General features: G+C 74.8%; 10 protein-coding genes. 6 read left to right on the top strand and 4 right to left on the bottom strand.

Annotation, left to right across the window (positions count from 1 at the left end):
• The first annotated feature begins 122 nt into the window (after positions 1-122).
• The 4 genes from EF903_RS19820 to EF903_RS19805 all read left to right on the top strand — a co-directional run bounded on the left by EF903_RS19820 (position 123) and on the right by EF903_RS19805 (position 6,546).
• Positions 123-2,378: a molybdopterin oxidoreductase family protein gene (locus EF903_RS19820; protein WP_125545017.1), complete on the top strand. Its 2,256-nt coding sequence runs from the start codon at positions 123-125 to the stop codon at positions 2,376-2,378.
• A 73-nt stretch (positions 2,379-2,451) separates the two neighbouring features.
• Positions 2,452-3,900 carry a CitMHS family transporter gene (locus EF903_RS19815; RefSeq protein ID WP_125545015.1) on the top strand — a complete coding sequence of 483 codons (1,449 nt, stop codon included), beginning with the start codon at positions 2,452-2,454 and terminating at the stop codon, positions 3,898-3,900.
• A gap of 102 nt (positions 3,901-4,002) precedes the next feature.
• A complete protein-coding gene (locus EF903_RS19810; protein WP_125545013.1) occupies positions 4,003-5,415 on the top strand; it encodes an aldehyde dehydrogenase family protein in 1,413 nt (470 codons plus the stop codon).
• Between the two features lie 51 nt (positions 5,416-5,466).
• Entirely contained in the window at positions 5,467-6,546 is a 1,080-nt protein-coding gene (locus EF903_RS19805; RefSeq protein ID WP_125545011.1) for a Zn-dependent alcohol dehydrogenase, read from the top strand.
• A gap of 35 nt (positions 6,547-6,581) precedes the next feature.
• Here EF903_RS19805 and EF903_RS19800 read toward each other — a convergent pair whose 3' ends face one another.
• Positions 6,582-7,226, bottom strand: a complete 645-nt coding sequence (locus EF903_RS19800; RefSeq protein ID WP_125545010.1) for a TetR/AcrR family transcriptional regulator — start codon at positions 7,224-7,226, stop codon at positions 6,582-6,584.
• Between the two features lie 228 nt (positions 7,227-7,454).
• Between EF903_RS19800 and EF903_RS19795 the strand changes: the two genes are divergently transcribed.
• Positions 7,455-8,084 (top strand): TetR/AcrR family transcriptional regulator, encoded by a 630-nt coding sequence (locus EF903_RS19795; protein WP_125545008.1) that lies wholly within the window; start codon positions 7,455-7,457, stop codon positions 8,082-8,084.
• A 13-nt stretch (positions 8,085-8,097) separates the two neighbouring features.
• On the opposite strand, the gene EF903_RS19790 is transcribed toward EF903_RS19795, so the two are convergent.
• A complete protein-coding gene (locus EF903_RS19790; protein WP_125545006.1) occupies positions 8,098-8,562 on the bottom strand; it encodes a MaoC family dehydratase in 465 nt (154 codons plus the stop codon).
• A 98-nt stretch (positions 8,563-8,660) separates the two neighbouring features.
• On the opposite strand from EF903_RS19790, the gene soxR reads away from it, so the two are divergent.
• The gene (gene soxR, locus EF903_RS19785; protein WP_125545004.1) at positions 8,661-9,104 is read left to right on the top strand and encodes a redox-sensitive transcriptional activator SoxR; all 444 of its coding nucleotides are present in this window, start codon (positions 8,661-8,663) and stop codon (positions 9,102-9,104) included.
• A gap of 165 nt (positions 9,105-9,269) precedes the next feature.
• On the opposite strand, the gene EF903_RS19780 is transcribed toward soxR, so the two are convergent.
• Entirely contained in the window at positions 9,270-9,953 is a 684-nt protein-coding gene (locus EF903_RS19780; protein WP_125545002.1) for a hypothetical protein, read from the bottom strand.
• A gap of 148 nt (positions 9,954-10,101) precedes the next feature.
• The gene (locus EF903_RS19775) at positions 10,102-11,412 is read right to left on the bottom strand and encodes a serine-threonine protein kinase (protein ID WP_399421250.1); all 1,311 of its coding nucleotides are present in this window, start codon (positions 11,410-11,412) and stop codon (positions 10,102-10,104) included.
• Positions 11,413-11,461 lie beyond the last annotated feature (49 nt).

Below are 11,461 nucleotides of genomic sequence, written 5' to 3'. Positions count from 1 at the left end.
GCACCCCGCCCGCGCCTTTCCGCGCCGCACCCTCCCCGACATGCGTACCGGTCGGTATGCTCGGGGCGCCCGTACGACGCCGACGTGCCCGCCGCCTGCCAGCCTGCCGCCCGGGAGGGCCCATGCCCCGCACCGCCCTGCGCATCTGCCCCCTCTGCGAAGCCACCTGCGGCCTCACGCTCACCATTGACGGCGCCGCCGTCACCGGCGCCCGCGGCGACCGCGAGGACGTCTTCAGCCGCGGCTTCGTCTGCCCGAAGGGGGCGGCCTTCGGCGCGCTCGACTCCGACCCCGACCGGCTGCGCGCCCCGCTCGTCCGGCGCGGCGGACGGCTGCGGAAGGCAGGATGGGACGAGGCCTTCGAAGCCGTCGCCACCGCGCTCCCGGCGCTCGTCTCGGAGCACGGAGCGCAGTCCGTCGGCGTCGTCCTCGGCAACCCGAACGTCCACACCATGGCCGGCGCCCTCTACCCGCCGCTGCTCCTGCGGACGCTCGGCACGCGCAACCTCTTCACGGCCAGCACCCTCGACCAGATGCCCAAGCACGTCTCCAGCGGCCTGCTGTTCGGTGACCCGTTCGCCATCCCCGTCCCCGACCTCGACCGCACCGACTTCCTGCTCCTGATCGGCGCCAACCCGGTCGAATCCAACGGCTCGCTGTGCACCGCCCCCGACTTCCCGGGCCGGCTGAAGGCGCTGCGCGCCCGCGGCGGCGCCCTCGTCGTCGTCGACCCCCGCCGCACCCGCACCGCGCGCCTCGCCGACCGGCACCTCGCACCCCGCCCCGGCAGCGACGCCCTCCTGCTGGCCGCGCTCGCCCGCACCCTGCTCGCCGAACACCGCCCCACGCTGCCGCAGGAACTCGCCGACCGCCTCCACGGGCTCCGGGAACTCCGCGATGCCCTCGCGCGTTTCACACCCGAGGCCGTCGCCCCGGCCTGCGACATCCCGGCCGCCGAGATCCGCGACCTCGCCCGCGACCTGGCGGCCGCACCCACCGCCGCGGTCTACGGGCGGATCGGCAGCTGCACCGTGGAGTTCGGCACCCTCGCCAGCTGGCTCGTCGACGTGCTCAACATCCTCACCGGCAACCTCGACCGGCCGGGCGGAGCCCTCTTCCCGCTTCCGGCCGCCGGCCCCCGGCCCCGGCCCGCCGGACCGGGCAAGGGCTTCGCCCTCGGCCGCTGGCACAGCCGGGTCGGCGGCCACCCCGAGGCCAAGTCCGAGCTGCCGCTCGCCGCTCTGGCCGAGGAGATCGAGACGCCGGGGGAGGGGCGGATCCGCGGCCTCGTCGCCATCGCCGCGAACCCGGTGCTGTCCGCCCCCGACGGGCAGCGCCTCGACGCGGCACTGGCCGGCCTCGACTTCATGGTCAGCGTCGACCCCTACCTCAACGAGACCTCACGCCATGCCCACGTCGTGCTGCCTCCTCCGCCGCCCGCACAAAGCGCGCACCACGACTTCGCCTTCAACGGGTTCGCCGTACGCAACCAGGTGCGCTACACCCGGCCCGCCGTCCCGCTCCAGGAGGGGCTGCTCGACGAGTGCGAGATCCACGCCCGCCTCGTCCTCGCCGCAGCCGGGCTGCACGGACCCGCCGTGCCCGACGCGGCGGCCGCCGTCGACGAGCCCGTCATCCGGGCCGTCCTCGCGAAGGAGACCGCCGACCCCGACTCGCCGCTGCACGGGCAGGACCCGGGCCGGCTCGCCGGGCTGCTCACCGGCGACAGCGGCCCCGAGCGGCGGCTCGACCTGATGCTCCGGCTCGGCCCGTACGGTGACCTGTTCGGCGCCGGCCCCGACATGCGAGGCGGCGGAGGGCTCACCCTGGCGCGGCTCCTCGACCGGCCGCACGGCATCGACCTCGGCCCGCTGCAGCCCCGCCTCCCGGGCGTGCTGAAGACACGCAGCGGCCGCATCGAGCTGCTGCCGGACCCGATCGCGGCCGAACTCCCCAGGCTGCGGAGCGCCCTCGCCGCACGCCCCGCCGCCTTGGTGCTCGTGGGCCGCCGCCACCTGCGGTCCAACAACAGCTGGATGCACAACGTCCCGGCCCTCATCGGAGGTTCCAACCGCTGCACCCTCCACGTCCACCCGCAGGACGCGGAGCGGCTCGGCCTCACCGACGGCGGCCGGGCCCGGATCACCGCCGACGGCGGCAGCCTGGAGGTGCCCGTCGAGGTCACGGACACCGTGCGCGCCGGTGTGGTCAGCCTTCCGCACGGCTGGGGCCACGACCGCGCCGGCGCCCGGCTGTCCGTCGCCGCCGCTTCGCCGGGGGCCAACGTCAATCAGCTCCTCGACGGCTCCCGGCTCGACCCGCTGTCCGGCACGGCGGTCCTCAACGGCTTCCCCGTCGAACTGGCGCCCCTGCCCTGAGCTGGGGTTTTGCTCGTATTGCTCACGCCCGGACGTCTTGTTGGGCCCTTTGCGGGCCCCCTACGTTCCCTGCATGCTGACCTTCCTCGGCTTCGCCATGATCGCCACTTTCCTGGTCCTGATCATGATGAAGAAAATGTCGCCCATCGCGGCGCTCGTCCTCATCCCCGCGCTGTTCTGCGTGTTCGCAGGGCAGGGCGCCCACCTCGGCGACTACGTCATCGACGGCGTCGGCAAACTCGCCCCGACCGCCGCCATGCTGATGTTCGCCATCGTCTACTTCGGCGTGATGATCGACGTCGGGCTCTTCGACCCGGTCGTCCGGGGCATCCTCCGCTCCTGCAAGGCGGACCCGGTGCGCGTCGTCGTCGGCACCGCCGTCCTCGCCGCGATCGTCTCCCTCGACGGCGACGGGTCCACCACCTTCATGATCACTGTCTCGGCCATGTACCCGTTGTACAAGCGGCTCGGCCTGAGCCTCGTCGTCATGACCGGGGTCGCGGCCACCGCCAACGGCGTCATGAACACCCTCCCGTGGGGCGGGCCTACGGCGCGCGCCGCCACCGCCCTGAAACTGGACGCCGGCGACATATTCGTCCCGATGATCCCGGCCCTGGCCGTCGGCCTGCTGTGTGTGTTCGCCCTCGCCTACGCCCTCGGGCTGAAGGAGCGCCGCCGCCTCGGCATGCTCGCGCTGCCGGGCGGCGCCGACCCGCAGCCGGTCACTGTCGCCGCCGCCGACAGCGCCGCCGCTGCCGAAACCGACACCTCCGAGACCGGCCCGGCTGCCTCCGGCCGGAATGCCGGGCCCCGTTCCGGTGCGGCGTCCGGCGCGGCCTCCGGTCCCGCTTCGCCCGCCGCCGGCACAGCGGCCGTCGGGTTCCAGGGGCTCGACCCGCGGCGGCCCACGCTGCGGCCGCGGCTGTACTGGTTCAACGCCGGCCTCACCGCCGCCCTCCTCACCGCGATGATCATGGAGTTGCTGCCCATCCCGGTGCTGTTCCTCCTCGGCGCCGCCCTCGCCCTCACCGTCAACTTCCCGCACATGCCCGACCAGAAGGCCCGGATCGCCGCCCACGCCGACAACGTCCTCAACGTCGCCGGGATGGTCTTCGCCGCCGCCGTCTTCACCGGCGTCCTCAGCGGCACCGGCATGGTCAAGCACATGGCGGACTGGCTCGTCGGCGCCGTCCCCGAGGGCATGGGGCCGCACATGGCCCTGGTGACCGGCCTCCTCAGCCTGCCGCTCACCTACTTCATGTCGAACGACGGCTTCTACTTCGGTGTGCTGCCCGTCCTCGCCGAGGCCGGCGCCGCGCACGGCGTGTCCCCGCTGGAGATCGCCCGCGCCTCGCTCGTCGGCCAGGCCCTGCACATGTCCAGCCCGCTGGTTCCGGCCGTGTACGTCCTCGTCGGCATGGCCGGCGTCGAGTTCGGCGACCACACCCGCTTCACCGTGAAATGGGCGGCGCTGACCTCGCTCGCCGTCCTCGCGGCAGGGATGCTTTTCGGCATCATCTGACCGCCGCGGCCGGACACCCCCGCGGCGCGGCGGCGCCGGTTTGTAGGGTGGGGCCACCAGACCAGGTCCGCACACCCGTGCGTGTTCGGGGGAGGAAGCGCCATGAAGGCCCACGACGGGATGTACATCGCCGGCGAATGGCGGCCCGCCGCCGGACGCGACCGCATCGAGGTCGTCAACCCGGCCGACGAGCAGGTCATCGCCGACGTACCGGCCGGCAACGCGCAGGACGTGGACGCGGCGGTGCGCGCCGCCCGGGCCGCCTTTCCCGGCTGGGCGGCCACGCCGCCGGCGGAGCGGGCGGCCCTGATCGGGGCCCTGCGCGACGCGATGGCCGCCCGGAAGGCCGAGTTCACCGAGGTCGTCACCGCCGAGCTGGGCTCCCCGACGGGCTTCTCCGAGCGCGTCCACGTGGGGGCGCCGCTCGCCGTGTCCGCCTCCTTCGCCGAGCTCGCCGCCTCGTACGCCTTCGAGGAGCGGATCGGCAACTCCACGGTGCTGCTCGAACCGGTCGGCGTGGTCGGGGCCATCACGCCCTGGAACTACCCGCTGCACCAGATCGTTGCCAAAGTGGCACCCGCTCTCGCCGCCGGCTGCACCCTCGTCCTCAAGCCGGCCGAGGACACCCCGCTGACCGCACAGCTCTTCGCCGAAGCCGTGCACGAGGCGGGCATCCCGGCCGGAGTGTTCAACCTGGTGACCGGAACCGGCCCGGTCGCCGGGCAGGCCCTCGCCGCGCACGAAGGCGTGGACCTGGTCTCCTTCACCGGCTCCACCGCGGTGGGCCGGCTGATCGGCGCCACGGCCGGCGCCGCCGTCAAGCGCGTCGCCCTCGAACTCGGCGGCAAGTCGGCCAACGTCATCCTGCCCGGCGCCGACCTGGCCAAGGCCGTCGCGGCGGGCGTGGGCCACGTCATGAACAACTCGGGCCAGAGCTGCAACGCGCTCACGCGGATGCTCGTCCACCGCGACCAGTACGAGGAGGCCGTCGCGCTCGCGGCCGCCGCCGTCGCCCCGTACACCGCCGGCGACCCCCGCGAGCCGGGCACCCGCCTCGGCCCGGTCGTCAACGCCAAGCAGCGCGACCGCGTTCGCGCGTACATCGCCAAGGGCATCGAGGAGGGGGCCCGCCTCGTCGCAGGAGGCCCCGACGCCCCGCACCCCCGCGGCTACTACGTCGCCCCGACCCTCTTCGCCGACGTCACCCCCGACATGGTGATCGCGCAGGAGGAGATCTTCGGCCCCGTCCTGTCGATCATCGCCTACGGCGACGAGGACGAGGCGCTGCGCATCGCCAACGGCACGGTGTACGGGCTCGGCGGCGCCGTCTGGGCGGCGGACGAGGAGACGGCCGTCGCGTTCGCCCGGCGCATGGACACCGGCCAGGTCGACATCAACGGCGGCCGCTTCAACCCCCTCGCGCCGTTCGGCGGGTACAAGCAGTCCGGCGTCGGCCGCGAACTCGGGCCGCACGGCTTGGCGGAGTACCTCCAGACGAAGTCGCTCCAGTTCTGACACCCGCCCCGACCCGGTCCGCCGGGTGGGGCCCGAGAGACGGGATCGACCATGGTCCGAGCCGCAGTCCTGCCCGCCGTCGGAGCACCGCTGGAGGTCCGGGAGATCGTCCTGCCCGACCCCGGGCCGGGGCAGGTCCGGGTCCGCCTCGCCGCCGCCGGGGTGTGCCACTCCGACCTCTCCGTCTGCGACGGGACGGTCCGGGTCCCCCTGCCCGCCGTCCTCGGCCACGAGGGCTCCGGCACGGTCCTGGCGGTCGGCGAGGGCGTCACCCACGTCGCCCCGGGCGACGGGGTCGTGCTCAACTGGTCGCCCTCGTGCGGGCGCTGCCACCACTGCTCGATCGGCGAGGTGTGGCTGTGCGCCAAGGCCCTGGCAGGGGTCGGTGCGGTCCACGCCCACGACTCCGCGGGCACGCCGCTGCACCCGGGCCTGAACGTGGGCGCGTTCGCCGAGGAGACGGTCGTCGCGGCCGCCTGCGTGGTGCCCGCTCCGGCCGGGATCCCGCTCGCCGAGGCCGCGCTCCTCGGCTGCGCGGTGCTCACCGGCTACGGGGCCGTCCACCACAGCGCCCGCGTCCGGTCCGGCGAGTCCGTGGCCGTCTTCGGCATCGGCGGCGTCGGCCTGGCCGCCGTGCAGGCCGCGCGGATCGCGGGAGCGGAGCGGATCGTCGCCGTCGACGTCTCACCGGTCAAGGAGGAACTCGCCCGGGAGGCCGGGGCCACCGGGTTCGTCCTCGCCTCCGACACCGCGGTCGAGGAGATCCGGGCGGCCACCGGGGGCCGCGGGGCGGACGCGGCCGTCGAGTGCGTCGGCCGGGCCTCGTCCATCCGCGCCGCCTGGGACTCCACGCGGCGGGGCGGCCGCACCACCGTCGTCGGGATCGGCGGGAAGGACCAGCAGGTCGCCTTCAACGCGATGGACATCTTCCGCTTCGCCCGCACCCTGACCGGCTGCGTCTACGGGAACTGCGACCCGGCCCGCGACCTGCCGGTGATCGCCGAGCACGTGCGCGCCGGCCGCCTGGACCTCGCCGCCATGGTCACGGACCGGATCACCCTCGACGGCATCCCGGGCGCCTTCGAGGCGATGCAGGCCGGCAAGGGCGGCCGCTCGCTGGTCGTCTTCTGACCCGGCCGTCGCCCTGCAGGGGGCCGCGGGCGCGGTCAGGGGCGGCGCAGGGCCGCGTACTGGAGGGAGAGGCCGTCCAGCAGGGCGGTCAGCCCGGTCTCGAACGCGCCTTCGTCCACCTCGCGCTGCCGCTCGGCCAGCAGGTGCGCCCTGCCCAGGTGCGGGTAGTCCGCCGGGTCGTACGCCTCCCGGTCGTCCACGAAACCCCGGGCGAACGAACCCACCGCCGAGCCGAGGATGAAGTACCGCATCAGTGCGCCGATCCGCGTCGCCTGGGCGGGCGGCCAGCCGGCCGCCGTCATCGCCCCGAACACCGCGTCCGCCAGCCGCAGCCCCGCCGGGCGCCGTCCCGGGCCGCGGGCCAGCACCGGCACGACGTTGGGGTGGTCGGCCAGGGCGTCCCGGTAGGAGTGTGCCCAGGCGTACAGGGCCGACCGCCAGTCCCGGCCGGACCCCGCCTCGAACATCGACAGGTCGACCCGCGCGCTCACCGCGTCGGCCACGGCGTCCAGGATCTCGTCCTTGGTGCGGAAGTGGTTGTACAGCGACGGCCCGCTCACGCCGAGCGCGGCCGCGAGCCGGCGCGTCGACACCGCCTCCAGCCCCTCCGCGTCCACCAGGGCCCCCGCCGCCTCGACGATGCGGTCCCGGCTGAGGAGCGGCTTGCGCGGTCTGGCCATGCGCCACATGGTAGGCCTGCCGCACTGCGGCCACCGGTGGCGCCGAACGCGAAGGGGTAGGCCGCGACCCGCCGCCGCCCCGTCCGAGTACGGAAGATCCCCGCCGACTACGACCCCTTCCAGCCGAAGGCCTGACCCCGGGCGGCCATCTCCCGCTCCGGCGTCTAAGCGCTTGCTCACCCTCCGGTAAGGTGTTCCTTCCGACAGTGACGAGAAGGTGGGCGAACGATGGGCAGCGCGGAGGAGACGGCCGGCGGCTACCGGCCGTGGTCGGAAGTCACCCCCGACGCCGCTCGGCGGCTGCTCGTGGCCGCAGTCGAGGCGTTCGCGGAACGCGGCTACCACGCCACCACCACGCGGGACATCGCAGGCCGGGCGGGCATGAGCCCAGCCGCCCTGTACATCCACTACAAGACCAAGGAAGAGCTGCTCCACCGGATCAGCCGGATAGGCCACGACAAGGCCCTGGACATCCTGGAGACGGCCGCCGCCGGCCCCGGCACGGCGGCCGACCGGCTCGGTGCGGCCGTCCGGTCGTTCGTGCTGTGGCACGCCGCGCACCACACCACCGCCCGCGTCGTCCAGTACGAGCTGGACGCCCTCGCCCCGGAGCACCGCGACGAGATCGTGCAGCTGCGCCGCCAGAGCGACGCCGTCGTGCGGCGCATCCTCGGCGACGGAGTCGCCGCGGGCGAGTTCCACGTGCCCGACGTGCCGGGGACCACGCTCGCCGTCCTGTCCCTCTGCATCGACGTCGCCCGCTGGTTCAACGCGGCCGGGCGGCGCACCCCGGAGGAGGTCGGCGAGCTCTACGCCGACCTCGTCCTGCGCATGGTCGGCGCGGCGCCGGCCGGCTGAGCCGGTCCCCGCCTCAGAAGTAGTAGCGGGACAGCGACTGCGCCACGCACACCGGCTTGTCGCCGCCCTCCCGCTCGACGGTGACCGTCGCCGCGACCTGGACGCCGCCGTCCGCCGTATCCGTGACCGCCGTGATCACGGCGGTGGCGCGCAGCCGGGACCCGACGGGCACCGGCGCCGGGAAACGCACCTTCTCCGTGCCGTAGTTGATGCCCATCCGCATGCCCTCGACCCGCATCACCTGCGGTACCAGGCTCGGGAGCAGCGACAGCGTCAGGTAGCCGTGCGCGATGGTCGAGCCGAAAGGCCCGGATGCGGCCCGCTCCGGGTCCACGTGGATCCACTGGTGGTCGCCGGTGGCGTCCGCGAAGAGGTCGATCCGCTTCTGGTCCACCTCCAGCCATCCGCTCGGCCCGAGGGGATGGCCGATCCCGGCGCGCAGTTCCTCGGCGGACGTGAAGACCCTCGGCTCGGACATGCCTCTCCCTCTCGCGTGGCGAACAAGCGCTTGCTCAGCATTCCGGGGCCGCATGTATATGTCAACGGAGCGCGGCGCGGCCGACTACCCTCGGCCGGGTGCCGCAGATTCCCGAGAAAATCCACGAACTCACCGTCGGCCAGCTCTCCGCCCGAAGCGGCGCGGCCGTCTCCGCCCTCCACTTCTACGAGTCCAAGGGCCTGATCAGCAGCCGGCGCACCCCCGGCAACCAGCGCCGCTACAGCCGCGACGCGCTGCGCCGGGTCGCCTTCGTACGGGCCGCCCAGCGTGTCGGGATCCCGCTCGCCGCCATCCGCGACGCACTCGCTCAGCTCCCCGAGGAGCGGACCCCCAACCGCGAGGACTGGGCGCGACTCTCCGAGACGTGGCGCGGCGAGCTCGAACAGCGGATCAACCAGTTGCTGAGGCTGCGGGACCACCTCGCGGACTGCATCGGCTGCGGCTGCCTCTCGCTGCAGAACTGCGCGCTGTCCAATCCGGACGACGTCTTCGGCGAGAAGCTCACCGGCTCCCGGCTGTAGCCGCAGCCCCGCGGGCCCCCGCAGGGAGTCCGGGTGCTGCGCGCCCGGAGCGCCCGGACGCCGCGCGGGCTGGATCGGCGGTGCGAAGACCCCCGCGCCCCGCATCGCCCCGCCACCCGCCCGATCCGCGGGGGCGGGCGTGTCACCCGCTCGCTCCGGGCGGGGTTACGCCGCTCCGGCCGCGGCGGAAGCCGGTGGTGCGGCCCAGGCCGAGTCCGCCAGGGCCGGTCTGGGGACCACGATTCCGCAGCCTGCGCAGACCGGGCCGTCCCAGGCCCACGCTCCCTCCCACGGCCCGGGGCCGCCGCCGCTGCCGCGGCCCGCCGACTGCCGCCCGCACGCCGTACCGCGGCCGGCCCCGCGCCCCCGTCTCGGGTTGGGCACCGGCGCGGGCCAGTGCAGTTCCCGCTCGCCGCAGACGGGGCATGCCGTCCCCGGCTCCGACTCCAGGGCCGCGACCAGCCGCCGCAGCACCTCCGCCAGGGTCCCGGCCGGCCGTACGTCCGGGTCGGCGCACCGCACGACCGCGTCCCCGCTGCCGCCCCACGCCCACTCGGGGCGGCGCAGCCCGTCGTGCTTCTCCCGCCGGCGCCGCTCCGCGAACTGGCGCTCGTACGCCAGCCAGACCGCGCGCGCCTCCTCCAGCTCCTCCAGCGCGGCGACCAGTCGCTGCGGGTCCGCCGCCCGGTCCTCCGGCGCGATCCCGTGCCGGTCGCACAGGTGCCACCAGGTCGCCCTGTGCCCGTACGGCGCGAACCGCTCCAGGCAGCGGCGCAGCGAATGGCGCCGCAGGGCACGGTCGTTGCGCGCGTCACGCACCTGGTAAGCCAGGCTCCGGAAACCTGCCATCACACCCTCACCTCCGCCTCGCGCCGTCCACACCGCGGCGCCGTACCCCGTCGAACGACGACGCACCGTGGGATGTGCCCAACATGCCCCTCCAGGCGCAGGCGCATGCGGGGGCGGACGAGGCGTGCGGGTGGCACATGGCCGGAAGTCAGCGCCCCATGCGCCCCGCAGCCACCACCACGCGTGCCAGCTCCGCGTGGCAGATGTCGCTGTGCGCCCCCGCGGGGGGACCGCCGCGCCGGACCACCGACGCGGCGTCCACACTGACGCAACCGGACGCCGGCACCCCCGACCGCAGCGCGGCCGCGAGGGTGAGCCGCACCGCTCCCGGGACGGCCTGCACCCCGTCGTGACCGATCGCGCCCCACCGCTCGTCGAACCCGAGCAGACCGGCTGAATCCCCGGCCATTCGCGAGGCCAGCGGGTAGAAGACCCGCAGTGCGGCGTCGTGCTTCGAGTGGCACGCCACCACGGGGCCGTCGACCCGGCGGTGCATGCCGCGCAGGGCGCCGCCGCGCCGGCTGTCGTGGGGGAGCCGGTCGGCGAACGCGTAGTGCGAGAAGGCGCCCTGCAGCAAGGTCAGCGACTTCACGTGGCGGGCCCCGGCGGGGACGGCGCGCAGGGAGAACGCCGCCACCCGGCCGCCGAAGCTGTGGCCGACCAGGTGGACGCGCAGTCCCGGCCGCCGGGCCGCCAGTTCGGTGAGGGCCGGCCCGAGCCCCCGTTCGCCGACCGCTCCGGCCCGTTTCTTCATCTCGTAGTACGTCGCCTGCCGGAGCAGCTCCTTCGCGCCGTTCCACAGGGCGCGCCGTTCGCCCGCCGCCGAGCGCCCCGGTGCGGACGGGTCCGAGGACGCCGCCGCCAGGCCGTCCGCGAGGGCCTGACACACCTCGCGCACGTCCTCGGCGAAAATGGCGGGGACCCCCCGGTCCGGCGTGCCCCCGCCCCCGGAGGCGACCCGGACCGCACCGCCGCCCGCCGTCCCGCCGGCCTCCGTCCCGCCGACCCCGGCCAGGCGCCGCACGAGCAGGCCGAACTCGGCGAGGGCGTCCTCCGACTCCGGCCGCGCGGCCAGCAGTTCGGCCGCCCGGTCCAGCTGCGCGCCGTGCCCGGGCCAGAACTCCGCGAGGGCCCTGCGCGTCGCGGCGTCCAGGGCGGTGTCGGCGGCGGATGCGTCCGGCCCCATCAGGGAGTCGAAGTCCGGTATCGGCTCGTCCGGGAAGCGGATCGAGGGCCACACCACTCCTGCGTACCCCAGCCGCACCCCCGGCCCCACCAGCCCGGCGAAGGGAGCGTAGAAGCGGTCGAAAAGGCGGATCGACGCGGGCCGGTCGCTGTTCCAGCCGTGCGCGAAGACCAGCAGGTCGGTGGCGTCGATGTCGGCCACGGCCCGCAGGCCGGCCGGATCGGCGTCGCCCTGGGCGTCGAAGACCAGTTCCGCGTACGGGGACACGCCCACCGCGGAGGCCGCGAGCGACCTCCCGGGCGATGCCCCCGCGCCGTCCCCG

It is taken from the genome of Streptomyces sp. WAC05292 (assembly GCF_003949955.1).
Classification (GTDB): domain Bacteria; phylum Actinomycetota; class Actinomycetes; order Streptomycetales; family Streptomycetaceae; genus Streptomyces; species Streptomyces globosus.
This window is presented reverse-complemented; position numbering and strand designations above follow the sequence as displayed.

Coding starts and splice junctions, on each gene's coding strand:
- EF903_RS19820 (WP_125545017.1), top strand. CDS start 123: ATGCCCCGCACCGCCCTGCGCATCTGCCCCCTCTGCGAAGCCACCTGC.
- EF903_RS19795 (WP_125545008.1), top strand. CDS start 7,455: ATGGGCAGCGCGGAGGAGACGGCCGGCGGCTACCGGCCGTGGTCGGAA.
- EF903_RS19800 (WP_125545010.1), bottom strand. CDS start 7,226: ATGGCCAGACCGCGCAAGCCGCTCCTCAGCCGGGACCGCATCGTCGAG.
- EF903_RS19815 (WP_125545015.1), top strand. CDS start 2,452: ATGCTGACCTTCCTCGGCTTCGCCATGATCGCCACTTTCCTGGTCCTG.
- EF903_RS19805 (WP_125545011.1), top strand. CDS start 5,467: ATGGTCCGAGCCGCAGTCCTGCCCGCCGTCGGAGCACCGCTGGAGGTC.
- EF903_RS19780 (WP_125545002.1), bottom strand. CDS start 9,953: ATGGCAGGTTTCCGGAGCCTGGCTTACCAGGTGCGTGACGCGCGCAAC.
- EF903_RS19790 (WP_125545006.1), bottom strand. CDS start 8,562: ATGTCCGAGCCGAGGGTCTTCACGTCCGCCGAGGAACTGCGCGCCGGG.
- EF903_RS19810 (WP_125545013.1), top strand. CDS start 4,003: ATGAAGGCCCACGACGGGATGTACATCGCCGGCGAATGGCGGCCCGCC.